At 69.1% G+C, this 14,337-nt stretch carries 16 protein-coding genes; 2 read left to right on the forward strand and 14 right to left on the reverse strand.

The genetic code is table 11. The features are described from left to right. Nucleotides 1-60 precede the first annotated feature (60 nt). The 10 genes from gcvH to cutA form a co-directional block, all read right to left on the reverse strand. Nucleotides 61-450, reverse strand: a complete 390-nt coding sequence (gene gcvH / locus ACUVYZ_RS15915) for a glycine cleavage system protein GcvH (RefSeq protein WP_439935453.1) — start codon at nucleotides 448-450, stop codon at nucleotides 61-63. Continuing rightward, complete coding sequence (gene gcvT / locus ACUVYZ_RS15920; RefSeq protein WP_439935452.1) at nucleotides 447-1,571, reverse strand: glycine cleavage system aminomethyltransferase GcvT; 1,125 nt, start codon at nucleotides 1,569-1,571, stop codon at nucleotides 447-449. Before gcvT ends, gcvH begins: the two co-directional genes overlap by 4 nt. Next, nucleotides 1,571-2,392, reverse strand: coding sequence for a zinc-ribbon and DUF3426 domain-containing protein (locus ACUVYZ_RS15925; RefSeq protein ID WP_439935451.1), 822 nt, complete (start codon nucleotides 2,390-2,392; stop codon nucleotides 1,571-1,573). The genes gcvT and ACUVYZ_RS15925 overlap by 1 nt, the downstream gene beginning before the upstream one ends. Further along, complete coding sequence (gene prmA, locus ACUVYZ_RS15930; protein WP_439935450.1) at nucleotides 2,389-3,282, reverse strand: 50S ribosomal protein L11 methyltransferase; 894 nt, start codon at nucleotides 3,280-3,282, stop codon at nucleotides 2,389-2,391. The genes ACUVYZ_RS15925 and prmA overlap by 4 nt, the downstream gene beginning before the upstream one ends. Continuing rightward, nucleotides 3,279-4,640 (reverse strand): acetyl-CoA carboxylase biotin carboxylase subunit, encoded by a 1,362-nt coding sequence (gene accC, locus ACUVYZ_RS15935; RefSeq protein ID WP_439935449.1) that lies wholly within the window; start codon nucleotides 4,638-4,640, stop codon nucleotides 3,279-3,281. Before accC ends, prmA begins: the two co-directional genes overlap by 4 nt. Before the next feature lie 338 nt (nucleotides 4,641-4,978). After that, nucleotides 4,979-5,440: an acetyl-CoA carboxylase biotin carboxyl carrier protein gene (gene accB, locus ACUVYZ_RS15940; protein WP_439935448.1), complete on the reverse strand. Its 462-nt coding sequence runs from the start codon at nucleotides 5,438-5,440 to the stop codon at nucleotides 4,979-4,981. A 33-nt stretch (nucleotides 5,441-5,473) separates the two neighbouring features. Continuing rightward, nucleotides 5,474-5,926, reverse strand: a complete 453-nt coding sequence (aroQ, locus tag ACUVYZ_RS15945) for a type II 3-dehydroquinate dehydratase (RefSeq protein ID WP_439935447.1) — start codon at nucleotides 5,924-5,926, stop codon at nucleotides 5,474-5,476. A gap of 93 nt (nucleotides 5,927-6,019) precedes the next feature. Next, on the reverse strand, nucleotides 6,020-6,550 hold the full coding sequence (locus ACUVYZ_RS15950) for a TlpA disulfide reductase family protein (protein ID WP_439935446.1): 531 nt from the start codon (nucleotides 6,548-6,550) through the stop codon (nucleotides 6,020-6,022). Then, the gene (gene dsbD, locus ACUVYZ_RS15955) at nucleotides 6,547-8,376 is read right to left on the reverse strand and encodes a protein-disulfide reductase DsbD (RefSeq protein WP_439935445.1); all 1,830 of its coding nucleotides are present in this window, start codon (nucleotides 8,374-8,376) and stop codon (nucleotides 6,547-6,549) included. Before dsbD ends, ACUVYZ_RS15950 begins: the two co-directional genes overlap by 4 nt. A 16-nt stretch (nucleotides 8,377-8,392) precedes the next feature. Continuing rightward, nucleotides 8,393-8,722: a divalent-cation tolerance protein CutA gene (cutA, locus tag ACUVYZ_RS15960; protein ID WP_439935444.1), complete on the reverse strand. Its 330-nt coding sequence runs from the start codon at nucleotides 8,720-8,722 to the stop codon at nucleotides 8,393-8,395. Nucleotides 8,723-8,798: 76 nt separating this feature from the next. Here cutA and ACUVYZ_RS15965 point away from each other — a divergent pair, with 76 nt between their 5' ends. Continuing rightward, a complete protein-coding gene (locus ACUVYZ_RS15965) occupies nucleotides 8,799-9,179 on the forward strand; it encodes an FxsA family protein (protein WP_446033086.1) in 381 nt (126 codons plus the stop codon). 30 nt (nucleotides 9,180-9,209) lie between these two features. Here ACUVYZ_RS15965 and ACUVYZ_RS15970 read toward each other — a convergent pair whose 3' ends face one another. Beyond that, nucleotides 9,210-10,112 carry an NAD-dependent epimerase/dehydratase family protein gene (locus ACUVYZ_RS15970; RefSeq protein ID WP_439935442.1) on the reverse strand — a complete coding sequence of 301 codons (903 nt, stop codon included), beginning with the start codon at nucleotides 10,110-10,112 and terminating at the stop codon, nucleotides 9,210-9,212. On the opposite strand from ACUVYZ_RS15970, the gene ACUVYZ_RS15975 reads away from it, so the two are divergent. Continuing rightward, nucleotides 10,111-11,148, forward strand: coding sequence for a CDP-6-deoxy-delta-3,4-glucoseen reductase (locus ACUVYZ_RS15975; protein ID WP_439935441.1), 1,038 nt, complete (start codon nucleotides 10,111-10,113; stop codon nucleotides 11,146-11,148). The two genes, ACUVYZ_RS15970 and ACUVYZ_RS15975, sit on opposite strands and share 2 nt — an antisense overlap. Before the next feature lie 44 nt (nucleotides 11,149-11,192). Here ACUVYZ_RS15975 and ACUVYZ_RS15980 read toward each other — a convergent pair whose 3' ends face one another. From ACUVYZ_RS15980 to ACUVYZ_RS15990, 3 genes are read right to left on the reverse strand one after another with little or no spacing between them, the layout of a single operon-like run. Then, nucleotides 11,193-12,401 (reverse strand): heme biosynthesis HemY N-terminal domain-containing protein, encoded by a 1,209-nt coding sequence (locus tag ACUVYZ_RS15980; protein ID WP_439935440.1) that lies wholly within the window; start codon nucleotides 12,399-12,401, stop codon nucleotides 11,193-11,195. After that, entirely contained in the window at nucleotides 12,398-13,516 is a 1,119-nt protein-coding gene (locus ACUVYZ_RS15985) for a uroporphyrinogen-III C-methyltransferase (protein WP_439935439.1), read from the reverse strand. Before ACUVYZ_RS15985 ends, ACUVYZ_RS15980 begins: the two co-directional genes overlap by 4 nt. After that, a complete protein-coding gene (locus tag ACUVYZ_RS15990) occupies nucleotides 13,513-14,337 on the reverse strand; it encodes a uroporphyrinogen-III synthase (RefSeq protein WP_439935438.1) in 825 nt (274 codons plus the stop codon). Before ACUVYZ_RS15990 ends, ACUVYZ_RS15985 begins: the two co-directional genes overlap by 4 nt.

Consider the following 14,337-nt stretch of genomic DNA (forward strand, 5'->3'; position numbering starts at 1 on the left):
GTAAAACCGGGACCTCACGGCCGCGCCGGCGGCGCGCCCAGGTTGCGCTCCTTCACCGGGTCAGCCCTCGTCGGCATCCACCATGGATTGATACTGGGCGGCGCTCAAGAGGCGCTTCAAGTCCTCGGCGTTCTCGGGCTTGAGCTTGAAGATCCAGGCCCCGTAGGGGTCCTGGTTCAACTGCTCGGGGTGCGCCTCAAGCAACTCATTCACCGCCACCACGGTGCCGCCCACGGGCGCATAGACGTCGGCGGCGGCCTTCACCGATTCCACCACCGCGCATTCCGTGCCCGCCTTGTACGCTCTCCCCACCTCGGGCAGCTCCACGTACACCATGTCGCCGAGCTGCTCCTGGGCGTGATGGGTGATGCCCACGGTCACCAGGCCGTCATCGTCCAGGCGTGCCCATTCGTGGGTCTTGCTATAGCGCAGATGGTGGGGTGCGGTCATGGGTTGTTCCTTATGCTTTTCGCGGAATCGCCGCCCGATAACGCGGGAACGCACGGCTTGCCTTCGCGCACGAACGGCGGTTGCACGCACTTGGCTTGCGCCATTTTATCGCGAATCGCAACGCTCACGGACGCGCCCGGCGCGACGCCCAGGGGCACGCGCGCCAGCGCGATGGAGCGGCCCAGGGTCGGCGCGAAACCGCCGCTGGTGACGAGACCCTCGCCAGCGGCCGATTCCACCCGCTGGCCGTGGCGCAGGACCCCTTTGTCCTCCAGTACCAGCCCCAACCGCTGCCAGCGGGGACGCGCGCTCGCCAGTGCCGCGCGCCCCACGAAGTCCCGCGTTCCGTTCAGGTCCACGGCCCAGCCCAGCCCGCACTCGAAGGGGGTCACGTCCTCGTCCATGTCCTGACCGTACAGGTTGAACCCGGCTTCTAGCCGCAGGGTGTCCCGGGCGCCCAGCCCGCAGGGGGCGACGCCCGCGTCCAGGAGCCGCCGCCACACGCCTTCGGCCCGCTCGGCGGGGAGCATCAGCTCGCAGCCGTCCTCGCCGGTGTAGCCCGTGCGCGCGACGAAGGCGCCGTCCGCCTCCGCCGCCTGGAACCGGGCGAGGCCCTGCAGGAGGGCGGCGGCCGCTGGGAGCGCCTCCGCCGCGCGACGGCGAGCGTTCGGCCCCTGCACCGCCAGGATGGCCAGATCCCGGCGCGGCGTCATCGTCACCGAAAGTCCCGCGCCATGGCGCCGGATCCAGGCGAGATCCTTCTCCGCCGGGCCGGCGTTCACTACTACCCGGAAGGCGGCGGGGCCCCGCTGGTAGGCGATCACATCGTCCACGATGCCCCCGTCTTCGTTGAGCATCAAGGCGTAGAGGGCCGCGCCGGGGCGGGCGAGCCGGCCCACGTCCTTCGAGAGCAGCCGGCGGAGCAGCGCTTCGGCGCCCGCACCCTCCAGGTCGATCGCCAGCATGTGGGACACGTCGAAGACCCCGGCGTCCCGGCGCACCCGATGGTGTTCCTCGATCTGGGAGCCGTAATGGAGCGGCATTTCCCAGCCGCTGAAATCCACCAGCCGGGCGCCCTGCCGACGATGGAGGTGAGTAAGGGGGGTCGTTTTGAGCGCCATCAAGGATAGAACGTGTACAGGCGGTAGCCGTTCGGGCGCAGGTCGCCCGTCTCCAGGGGGAGTCTGATGTCGGTCACCGCGTTCGGTCCTATTCCCTGGGCCTCGACGCTCCGTTCCCCCAGGTAGTCCCGGGGCAGCAGCACCCGCCGTGCCAGGGGCCGGCCCTCCCCGTCGGTGAGGGTGAGCTCGATGGCGGGATAGGCCTGGCGGAACGGCGCTCGATTGCGCAGCGCCAGCATCAGGGTCAGGCGCTCGGGCCGTGCCGAGTCCGCCTGCAAGTCGGAGGCCTCGATATGGATGAATTGGGCCTTTTGCGGGAGAGGAATCTGGCAGCCCAGAAACGCGCAGGCTTGCTCCAGGGGCGGGCGAGCGCCGGGATAGAGGGTCGCCAGCTCGACGCGGAAAAGGTATGCGAGCTGGCCCACCAGGAGGAGGAACAACGCCCCGGCGCCGGCGGCCCAAGAGAGAGACCGGCGACGGAGCACCCCCGGCGGCTCTTCCGGCCACCAGCCGGTCTCCCCCGCGACTGCCTCGTTCCCCGCGTTCGTCCCTTGCTCCGCCGGGGCTTGCGCTCCGGAAGGCGGCGGCGTTTCCCATTGTCCCTCTTCCGCCGGTGGTATCCCAGTGGGCTCCGGCGTGGGCGGCTCCGCTTCGATGGGGACGGCAGGCACCGGCGGATCGGGCAGGCTGGTGAGGGTATCGAGGGCGTTGAAGACCTGCCGGCAGCGGCCGCAGCGCGCCCGACCCTCCCGCACCTGGAGCTGCTCCGCCGTGATCTTGAAAAGGGTGCCGCACCCCGGGCAGCGGGTCGCCATGGTCATGGGGCGCTTTTCTCCCCTGCGAGCAGCACCCAGTTCTCCTCCGCCACCGCCGCCACGGTGAGGGCCAGGGTCGGCCGGTAAGCCCCTGCCACCGCTTCGACCTGCTCCCCCAGGATGCCTGCCAGGGCGAGACGCCCGCCGGGCTTGAGGGCCTGGACCAGCACGGGGGCGAGCAGCATCAAGGGTCTCGCCAGGATGTTGGCCACCACAAGGTCGGCGCGGAAGTCGGTGGGGAGCTGGGCGGGATCATGGAATTCGGCGGCCACCCGGTTCAGCCGAGCGTTCTCCCGGCTCGCCGCCAGGGCCAGCGGATCGATGTCCACCCCCACGGCCCGGGCGGCCCCCAGCTTTATCGCGGCGATGGTCAGGATCCCGGAGCCGCAGCCGTAATCCAGCACATGTTCGCCACCGCGCACCGTGGCGTCAAGCCAGTGAAGGCACAGGCGCGTGGTCGGGTGGCTTCCGGAGCCGAAGGCGACTCCGGGATCCAGGCGCAGCGGGATGAGGGCGTCGGGAGGAGGCGCCGCCCAGCTCGGCACCACCCAAAGCCTGGGGCTCGCCTGGAACGGGCCGAACTGGGACTGGGTCTCCCGCACCCAGTCCCGCTCCGAAACCGGAGCCATCTCCACGGGGGGGACCGCCCCCAAGGCGGCGAGCCGGGCCGCCTCCTCTGCGATCGCCCGCCCATCGACCCCTTCGGGAAAGAGGGCGGTCACCCGGCAGCGCGGCCAGAGGGGAAAGGGCTCCTCCGGCGTGTCGTCCAGGGCGCTGGTTTCGGGCGCCGCGTCGCCCAGCTCCACCGAGATCGCCCCCAGGGCCTGGAGGGCGTCGGAGAGGGCCTCGGCCTGGGCCGCCTCCACTGCCAGGGAAAGGGCGAGCCAGCCCTTCATGCGGTCTTTTTCTTGGCCGCGCCCGCCAGCTTCTGCTCGAGATAGTGAATGCTCACCCCGCCCTGCAGGAAAGCGGTGTCCATGAGAAGCTCCTGGTGCAGGGGGATGTTGGTCTTGATGCCCTCCACCACCATTTCCGAAAGGGCCGAGCGCATGCGGGCGATGGCCTGCTCGCGGGTATCGCCGAAGGCGATGACCTTGCCGATCAGGGAATCGTAGTGGGGCGGGACGAAATAGCCCTGGTAGACATGGGAGTCCACCCGTACGCCCGGTCCTCCCGGCGGGTGATAGGAGGTGATGCGGCCCGGGCTGGGGCTGAAGGTGAAGGGATCCTCGGCGTTGATGCGGCACTCGAGGGCGTGACCGCGGAAGACGATGTCCCGCTGGCGAAACTTCAGGCGCTCGCCCGCCGCGATCAAGATCTGCTGCTTGACGATGTCCACCCCGGTGATCATCTCGGTCACCGGATGCTCCACCTGGACCCGGGTGTTCATCTCGATGAAGTAGAACTCCCCGTTCTCGTAGAGGAACTCCAGGGTGCCCGCGCTTCGGTAGCCGATGCGCCGGCAGGCCTCCACGCAGCGCTCGGCGATTTTCTCCCGCTGGCGCGGGGTCAGCCCGGGGGCCGGGGCCTCTTCGATGATCTTCTGGTGGCGCCTTTGCATGGAGCAGTCCCGGTCGCCCAAGTGGACCACGTTGCGGTATTCGTCGGCGAGCACCTGGATTTCGATGTGGCGGGGGTTTTCCAGGAACTTCTCCATGTACACCGCCGGGTTGCCGAAGGCCGCCTGGGCCTCCGCCTGGACCGTGGCCACGGCGTTGAGCAGCGCCGCTTCCGTGTGCACCACCCGCATGCCGCGCCCGCCTCCGCCTCCGGCGGCCTTGAGGATCACCGGGTAGCCGATGGATTTGGCGATCCGGCGGATCTCCGCCGGGTTGTCCGGCAGGGGCGAGTCGTAGCCGGGCACCGTGGGCACCCCCGCCTTCTTCATGGCGTTCTTGGCGCTCACCTTGTCGCCCATGAGGCGGATGGTCTCGGGGCGCGGCCCGACGAAGACGAAGCCGCTCTTTTCCACCATCTCGGCGAAGTCGGCGTTTTCCGAGAGAAACCCGTAGCCCGGATGGATCGCCTCGGCGTCGGTCACCTCGGCGGCGCTGATGATGGCGGGGACGTTGAGGTAGCTCTGGGCCGAGGGCGCCGGGCCGATGCACACGGATTCGTCGGCGAGCTTCACGTACTTCGCCTCCGCGTCCGCTTCCGAGTGCACCACCACGGTCCTGATGCCCAGCTCCCGGCAGGCGCGCTGGATGCGCAGGGCGATCTCGCCGCGGTTCGCAATCAGAATTTTTTCAAACATGGCTCACCGCGGCTCGATCTGCGATCTAGTTCCGGCCGCTCGCATGCGCTCGCTTAACGGGCGCAAAGCGCCCGTTAGCCTCCACAGCCACAAGCCGCTGCGCGGCGTGTGGTCGCCGCGGTTCGCAATCAGAATTTTTTCAAACATGGCTCACCGCGGCTCGATCTGCGATCTAGTTCCGGCCGCTCGCGTGCGCTCGCTTAACGGGCGCAAAGCGCCCGTTAGCCTCCACAGCCACAAGCCGCTGCGCGGCGTGTGGTCGCCGCGGTTCGCAATCAGAATTTTTTCAAACATGGCTCACCGCGGCTCGATCGGGGGCTCTTCTTGCGGCCACTCCCTCACTCGACCTCGATCACGAACAGGGGCTCGCCGTATTCTACCGGCTGGCCGTTCTCCACCAGGATGGCCTTGACCACGCCGGCCACGTCCGACTCGATCTCGTTCATGAGTTTCATGGCCTCGATGATGCACAGCGTATCGCCCGCCTTAACCGTCTGGCCCAGCTCGACGAAAGGCTTGGACCCGGGGGAGGAAGAGCGGTAGAACGTGCCCACCATGGGGGACTTGATCACGTGGCCTTCGGGGAGCTTGGGGGCGGCGGCCGGTTCGACGGTCGAGTTCTGGGCGGGGGCCGGGGCAGGCGGGGTGGGAGAGGCCGCCGGGACCATGGCCACCGAAGGGGCGGCCGAGACCGCGTTGCGGGTGATCCGTACCTTCTCCTCCCCTTCGGTGATTTCCAGCTCGGCGATGCCGGAGGCCTGCACCAGGTCGATCAGCTTCTTGAGCTTGCGCAGGTCCATGGCAAGACTCCTTGTGGTATCGGAGAAAACGGCTCAGGCCTTGTGAGCCAGGAAATCCAGGGCGTAGAGGAGCGCCAGCTCGTAGCCCTTGGCGCCCAGGCCGGTGATGACCCCCACAGCGCGATCGGAAAAGTAGGAGACCCGCCGGAAGGGTTCGCGGGCATGGAGGTTGGACAGGTGCACCTCGATGAAGGGGATTGCCACGGCGGAAAGGGCGTCCCGCAAGGCCACGCTGGTGTGGGTGAAGGCCGCCGGATTGACGAGGATGAAACCGGTGTGGTCGTCCCGGGCCTTGTGTACCCGCTCCACCAGGTCGGATTCCGAGTTGCTCTGGAAGCACACCACCGGCACCCCATGGGCCTCGCCCAACTTCATCAAACGCTCGTTAATTTCGCCCAACGTGACGAGCCCATAGACCTCGGGCTCCCGCACGCCGAGGAGATTCAGGTTGGGCCCATGGAGGACCAGGACTTGGGAAGATTTCACTCGAAGGGGGCTCCTGGCTCGAAAGATCGGCGAATTTTGCCGCAATTCGCGGCAACATGTCCAGGAACGACCTGGAAGGGGCCGGCTGGAGGGCTAGAGGAGTTGGAGGAGCAAGGAGACCAGCTCGTCCCGGGAGAGCCTGCCCAGGTGAACTTTGGCGGCTTGGCCGTTCCGGTCCAGGATCACCGTGAAGGGCAGCGCCTGGAGCCGGTTGCCTGCCCTCTGGGCCAACTCCATGGCCTCCAGGCTGCCGATCAGGATGGGATAGTTGATGCCCAGCTCCCGGCTGAAGGCCGCCACCGGCTCCTTGCGGTCCACCGCGATGCCCACGAAGGTTACTCCCCGCTCCCGGAACTCCTCCTGCACCTCGACGAACTCCGGGATCTCTTCCCGGCAGGGGGTACACCAGGTGGCCCAAAAGTTGACCACCAGCACCTGGCCCCGGAACCGGGTGAGGCCCACCCGCTCCCCGGCCAGGTCTTCGAAGCTCGCTTCGAGCAGCGCCTTACCTGCCTCTGCTGCGTCCTCAGTTGGCGCCGCGAGGTGGAAACGCAGGCCGGCCCCCGCCGTGAGGGCCACGGCCGCCACCGCGGCCGCGATCAGGATCCGGCGGGCACGGCTCATGGCATTGCCCTCTCCAAGGTGGCGAGAAAGTCATCGGCGTTCTGGAAACCCACGACCCGCACCCCGGCCACTTCCCGACCCTGCCGGTCGAAAAAGAGGATGGCGGGCGGGCCGAAGAGGTTGAAGCGCTTGAGCAGGGCTGCGTCCTCAAGGGTGTTGCGGGTCACGTCCGCCTGGAGCAGCACCGCGTCCCGGAGCTTGGCTTGCACTCGGCGGTCGCTGAAGGTGAAGCGCTCCATCTCCTTGCACGTGATGCACCAGTCGGCATAGAAATCCAGCATGGCGTAGCGGCCCCCCGCAGCCTGTAACCGGGTCTCCAGCTCCGCCAGGGAGCGCACCCGCTCGAAGGGCAAATGGCCCGCCTGGGCGGCGCCCGCGGCGACCTCGCCCCCGGCGAACCTCAGCCCCGCCAGGGGCTGGAGCACGTCGCGCCCGCCGGAAAGGGCCCCCACCAGCAGGGACACCCCCACGAGGAGGGCGATGACGCCCACGCCCTTCCAGAACCTGCGGTAGCCGGAAGCCTCCGGTGGCAGGGGATCGATGGCGTGGAGATAAATGGCGGAGACGATGAGGAGCGCCGCCCATAGAAGCATGTGCACCACCGCCGGGATCACTGGGGAGACGGTGTAGATCGCCACCGCCAGCAGCACGACGCCGAAAAAGCGCTTGACGTTTTCCATCCAGGGGCCGGCTTTGGGCAGGAGCGCCCCGGCGGAAGCGCCCACGGCGAGCAAGGGCAGGCCCATGCCGATGGCCATGGCGAAGAGGGCCGCGCCGCCCAGCACCACGTCCCGGGTCTGGCTGATGTACAGGAGCGCCCCCGCCAGGGGCGCCGCCACGCAGGGACCCACGATCACCGCCGACAGCGCCCCCATGACGAAGACCCCGGCGTAGTGGCCGCTGCCCAGCCGGTTGGCCGTGCCGGCGAGCCGGCTCTGGAGGGAGGCAGGCAGTTGCAGCTCGTAGAACCCGAACATGGACAGGGCAAGCAGCACGAAGAGGGCCGCGAACATTCCCAGCACCCACGGGTTCTGCAGGGCCGCCGACAGCATGGTGCCCGAAAGCCCCGCCGCCACGCCGGCGGCCGCGTAGGTGATGGCCATGCCCAGCACGTAGGCGAGGGCCAAGGTGAACCCGCGCAGCTTGGTGAGCCGATGGCCCTGCCCGGCGACGATCCCGGACAGGATGGGAATCATGGGAAGCACGCAGGGCGTGAAGGCGAGGAGCAGCCCGAAGCCCAGGAAGCTCGCCACGATCAGCCAGAACCCCTCGGACTTGAGGAGCCCGGCCACCCGGTCATCCTCCGCCTGGGCGGTCGCGGCTCCCGGCGGCGCAGCCACCGCAGCGGGCAGGGCCACCTCGAAGACCTTTTCGATAGGCGGATAGCACACCCCCACCGGCTCGTTGCAACCTTGGTAGCCGGCCTTCAGCTTAATCGGGCCCGCCACCTCGGCCTCCCGCTGCAGCCGAATCAATACCGCCACCGGCTCGTAGAAGACGTCTATCTTGCCGAAGAAGGGGTCGTCCTTAGGCTTCCCGGGGGGAATCTCCACGCTGGCGAGCTGCACCCCGGGGGCATCCACCAGGCTGAAGGAGAACTTGTCCCGATAGAGGTAATAGCCCTTGGCCGGGCTGAAGCGGGCTTCCAGGGTCCGCCCATCCCGGGCGAGCACCTCAGCCCGGAAGGCCGCGTCTGGCGGCAGCAGCTCCTCTTCCGCAGGCGCGGCCAACGCCTGGCGAGCGGCCCGGAGGAAATCCTGAGCCCCCGCCTCGGGCAGGCCGACGAAGGGGGAAACCAGGAACAGCAGGACAAGGACCAACCGCATGGGGGCGGACTATTTTCTATGAGGCGCCTGGGCCGCCGGTTTCCGCTGCCACCCAGGCGAGATAGGCCGGCAGGCCCTGCTCAATACGGACCGCGATGATTTCCGGGAGTTCGTAGGGGTGCCGCTCCCGGATGAGTTGCTCCAGGCGCGGGTAGGCTTCCGCCGTCGTCTTGATGAACACCGGGAATTCGTCCGCCCGCTCCACCTGCCCGCGCCACCGGTACACCGAGCGGCAGGCCCCCGTCACGTTGACGCAGGCCGCCGCCCGCTGCTCGATGAGGGCCTCGGCCAGCTTCTCGGCGCTGTCCCGGTCCGGGAGGTTGGTGATGACGAGTAACGAAGTCATAAGCTAAACCGATTAAAATATTAAATTCTATCCACTTTCGCGGCGCGCCGCCGCGCGACGACCAGCGTTCGATCCGATGCGGGTGATCCTCTTTCTTTTGGCCCTCCTCGCCTTTCCCCTCCTGGAGATCTGGGGGCTCGCCCAGCTCGGCCAGGCCCTGGGCTGGTGGACCCTTGCCCCCCTCGCCCTTTCGGCCCTAGCGGGCTGGGCCCTGATCCGGGGGGAGCGGCGGCTCTTCGCCTCGCGCCTGGAGCGGGCCCGCGCCCGGGGAGACATGCTCTTCTCCGCCCTCCTGGACAGCGGCCGCCAGTTCCTCGCCGGGGCGCTCTTGCTGTTTCCGGGCGTCGTAAGCGACGTGCTGGCGCTCCTCCTGCTGTTGCTGCCGTGGAAGAGCCTGAACCCCGAGCCGCCCCGGGACGAGGGGGTGATCGAGGGCGAATACCGCCGCCTGGATTGAATTATTCCCGCCGGGCGGCCGGCCCGGAGGCTAAGGCGCTTCCAAGCCCTGGTCCACCGTCGGATAGCGCAGCTTGAGCCTCAACTCCCGCTTCATGCGCGCATTCACAAGCCGCCGGGACTCGTTCATGAAGCTCAAGAGCGTCTCGGGGATGCGGCCCGGCGCCTCCCCGCGCCGGATGCGCGGGGGGCGCGCCAGCCCGCGACGGTCGGCGACTCGGTCGAAGTAGTCCCCCATTCGTAGCTCGGAGTCGTCGCTCACGTTGTACACCCGCCCGGGGCGCCCCCGCGCCAGGGCGGCCGCCACTGCGGCCGCCAGGTCGTCGGCGTGGATGTGGTTGCTGTAGCTGTCCTCCTCGGGGACCAGGGCGGGGGTGCGGGCTCTCAACCGTTCGAGGGGCAGGCGCTTCCCGGAATAGATGCCGGGCACCCGCAGGATCACCACCCGCACGCCGTGACGCCGGCCGAAGGCGCGCAAGCGCTCTTCGGCGTCCACGCGGCGGCGGGCACGGGCCGTCGCTGGATTGACCGGCCGGGTCTCCGGGACCAGCGCCCCGCCGCAATCGCCGTAGACGCCGCTCGTGCTGATGTACACCAGGGTCTGTGGTAACATGCCCCGCTTTCCCAGCGCGGCGAGCAAATGCATCGTGCGCGTGTCCCGCGCGCCTTGCCCCGGCGGCGGCGCGAGATGGACCAGGGCGTGGGCGACGCCACCGAGCCGCGCCAAGGACGCGGCCCGGTCCAGGTCGCCGGGCAGGGGCGCTACCCCCCGCGCCCGCAGCAGGGCGTGGCGCGCCGGGCTGTGGGTCAAGGCGAGCAGCCGGTAGCGGCCGGACAAGCGCGCGGCGAGGCGCAGGCCCACGTCGCCGCAGCCGACGATGATGAGCCGCCTCAGCGAACCGCGCGACCGCCCCCGGAGCATCGATACGCCCATGTCATATCAGGTAATCATCAAACCCAGCGGCCACACCTTCCGCTGCCAGCCCGGCGAAACCGTGCTGGAGGCGGCGCTGCGGGAGGGCTTTCCCCTGCCCTACGGCTGCCGCAACGGCGCCTGCGGCGCGTGCAAGGGCAAGGTGCTGGAGGGCACGGTGGACTACGGGCCGCACCAGGAGGCCGCCCTCACCCCCATGGAAAAGCAGGTGGGGATGGCCCTGTTCTGCTGCGCCCGTCCCCAGAGCGACCTGGTGATCGAGTCGCGGGAAGTGGGCGCCGTGCGCGACATCCCCATCAAGACCCTGCCCTGTCGGGTCCATGCCTTGGAGCGGGTCGCGCCCGAGGTCATGGTGATCAAGCTCAAGCTGCCCCAGTACGAGCGACTGCAGTTCCTCGCCGGCCAGTACATCGACATCCTGCTCAAAGACGGCAAGCGGCGCAGCTTTTCCATGGCCAATCCGCCCCACAACGACGAGTTCCTGGAGCTGCACGTGCGCAACTACCCGGGCGGGGCCTTCACCCAGCACGTCTTCACCACCATGAAGGTGAAGGACATCCTGCGCTTCCAGGGACCGCTGGGCACCTTCTTCCTGCGGGAGGACTCGGACAAGCCCATCGTCTTTCTGGCGAGCGGCACCGGCTTCGCCCCCATCAAGGCCATCATCGAGCACGCCCTGTACGTGGGGATCAAGCGGCCCATGACCCTCTACTGGGGCAACCGCACCCGCGCCGACCTGTACCTGCCGGGCCTGCCCGAGGGTTGGGCCCGGGCGTACCCCCATTTCCGCTACGTTCCGGTGCTCTCGGAGCCCCTGCCCGAGGACGACTGGCGCGGCCGCACCGGCCTGGTGCACCGGGTGGTGATGGAGGACTTCGGGGATCTCTCGGGCCACCAGGTGTACGCCTGCGGAGCGCCGGTGATGGTGGAGGCGGCCCACCGGGATTTCACCCGGGAACGGGGGCTGCCGGAGGAGGAATTCTTCTCCGATGCCTTCACCCCCGGCGAGCCACCGCGGCCTGGCGCTTCGCCCTGACGCCGCTCGGCCGCGGGAGAAACGCTCTACCCCCACGAGGGCGCTCAAAGGCTGCGTTGCGCCGGCGCGCCGAGCCGCTCCAGCGCCAGCTCCAGGCTGCGGCGGTAGGCGGCCCGCGCCTCTTCCGCCCGGTCGAGCCGCTCCTGGATCCCCGCCAGGGCCAGGTAGGCGGCGTGGGACGGCTGCAGGGAGAGGCTTGCCTCCAAGTAGGACTGGGCCTTGCCCCACAACCCGGCTTGGGCGCAGAGCTTCCCCAGGGCAAGCAGCAGGGCGGCGTCGTCGGAATGCTCCGTAAGCCAGCGCTCGGCCTGCTGGAGCTGGCGGGCCGGATCTTCCTCGGGACACTCGGCGTAGAACTCCAGCAGCTCCGGCGCCCACTGCCGGGTCAAGGCCCGCTCGATGACGGCGTGGGCGGCACGGCATTCCTTGTGCTCGAGGAAGGCCCGGGCCGCCGCGGCCGCCACCTGGGGATGCTCCTGGTCGCGAGCGGGAAGGCTTTCCCAGTAGCGCCGCAGGGCTTCCAGGTCGTGGCCGCGCGTCTGGAGGTTCTGGATGTGGGCCAGGCGGCGCAGCTCCTCCGCCTGGGCGGAATCGAGCACTTGGCGCTTCTCCGCTTCCTTGAGCAGGGCAAGCAACTCGTCCCAGTGGCCCGCCCGCCGATGGGCTTCCAGCGCGAGCGCCAGCAAACCCGCCGGAGGGCGGCGCGCCGCCCCCCGCAACCCTTCCACGACCGCCAGGGACCCGGCCGCGTCCCCCTCGGCCAGCAAGAACTCCGCCCGGGCGAGGTCCCGCAGGAGCTCCTCCTCGGGGGAGGCGGCCTCCGATTCCTTCAAGTGGGCGTCCCGGCGTTCGGGCTGGCGCAGCCGATGGGCGCTGTGGGCCGCCAGCACGCTGCAGAGCACCGGGGCCTCCCCCAGGTCCATGGCCTTGAGGGCAGCTTTCTCCGCCCGGGCGTATTCTCCTTGGAAATACGCCGAGAGGGCCGCCAGGAGCAGGTGGTGGCCCCTGCGCTGCCTGCGCCGCAACCGATATTCCCGCACCCGCCGGGGAAGGGTGAAGGCGTTGGCGACCAGGCGCACCGCTAGGTATAGGCCGACGAATCCCGCCAGCAGCAGGACGATGAGCAGGTTGAGGGACAGCTCCACCCGGTAGCCGCCGGCGACGAAGATGACGTAGCCGGTGCTCTCGCGGACGATCAGGGTCACCGCCACGGCGAGAGCCGTGAGCAGGATCAGCCACAGGACTCCTTTCATCGCGCGCCCCTGTCGGTCGCGAGGCGCGCGTGGCGCAGCGCCTCCAGGGCGGCGGAGACGTCGGGCAGGGGAGCGCTCAAGGGCGCCTGGGCCAGGTCGGCCGCTTCGGCCAAGGCCTCTGCCGTGCTCCGGGCCCGGGTGTCAAAGTGGCGCTGGAGCAATTCCCCGGCGGCGGCCAGATCGGCGCGATAGCTCACCTCGTCCCGGCCCAGCAGGGCGAGCCGGGCGGAGAGAAGCCGCAACTTCACGTTCTCCCGCAAGAAAAAAGCCTGCTCGGGCGTGAGCAAGGGCGCGGCCGGCTCTTCCAGCTTCTCCACCCGCACTAGACTTTTTAGGTCGTGCCACGCCAAGCGCAGGAAGTCGAGCCAGGCTTTGCCGGTAGGTTCGGGTTGAGCCGTGGGCTGGGGGGCGGGGCGGGCGTGGGCGGCGAGCGGCAACTCTTCCACCCGCCGGATCAGGGATTCCAGCCGCTGGCTCAGGGTGTCCACGTCCATGATCGGCAAACCTTCCAGCCGCTCGATGGCGGAGGCGATGGAGCGCTTGAGGGTCCCGAACTGGGGCCGGTCCAGGCGCGCGAGTTTGGCTTCCGCGTTACGCAGGGCAATGAGAGCCGTCTTCACGTTGCCAGCGAGGGTGAGCTGCTGGTTGGCGATGAGGAGAAGCTGCTCCACCTCCGCCAAGGCCGTTTCGTCCCGGCCGCGGGAAAGTTCTTGGTAAAGGGCTTCCAGGGCTTCCTGCTGGCTGCGGGACTCGGCAAGCCGGGCTTCCACCGCCGTCAGCTTGGCAGCGAGGTCGCGCACGGCGGCCTCCGCCCGCTGGGCGCTCACCCGGGCCTCTCCTAGGGCTGCGTCCGTGTCCGCCAGGCGCACGGCCAGGTCGCGGCGCATCTCATTCATCTGAACCCGGGTCTGCCAGGCGTCCCAGCCTCCCAGGACCAAAGCGAAGAGCGCCACGTAGAGGGCGGGATGCAGGTACCACCGGGGCTGCCGCGGCCCAGGCCTCTCCTCGCCGGGCCCGGGCGGGGACGCGAGCTCTCTTTCGGGGGGGAAGGAGGCAGGAGCGGACGGTTGAGACCCTTCCTCGGCGGGGGGTTTGGCTTCGCTGGTATCGCTCATGTCTGTTTGTTCTCGGGGACGGCAGCGCCCCCTTTGTTGCGGAACCATTCGACGAGCCCGCGCAGCAGGCCCTCGTCGCCGGGCTCGGTCACGATCACCTGCTGCAGGCCCAGCGTCCGGGCGGTCGCCGCGATGCGCTCGTGGGGCACGAACAGAGGCGTTTTCTTTAGCCACTGCCGGCCGAGAGCACCCACCATGTCGAACAGGTTGTGCAGTCCCTCGCTGCTGGTGACGGTGATCGCGGCGAGCTCGTCGCGCGCCCAGGCACGCAGCAGATTCTCCGCGCCGCTCCGCGGGCGCGTGCGCCGGTAACACTCAGCGTATTCGATGCGCGCGCCGCGAGCAACCAGCGTGTCGCCCAGCAGCTCCCGCCCGCCATCGCCGCGAAAGATGACCACGCGCTTTCCGGCCACGTCCTGGAGGGCCGGAAGCGCCAGCAGCGCCTCGCTGTCGAAGCGCTGCTCCGGCACGATCACTTCCGTCACGCCGAACTTGGCCAGTTCCCGCGCCGAGGCCTTGCCCACGGCGGCCAGCCGCAGGCCCGCGGGCAGCGTCCGGTGCGCCTGGATCAGGTTCATGGCCTTGGCCACCGCATTGGGGCTGATAAAGACGGCGAGATCGAAAGTCTCCAGGCGATTGATCAACGCCATCAGCGGGCCCAAATCCTCCACGTCCTGGATTTCCAGCACCGGGCACGCCACCGGAACGCCGCCGGCGGCGCGGATCAGCGCCATGAGCTCTTCCGCCTGATGGGCGGGACGAGTCACCCCGATGCCCAGCCCGGCGAGGGGCCGCCCGGCCTCCTGCGGGGAGCGGGTCAC

Source organism: Pelomicrobium sp. P1 (assembly GCF_052805615.1).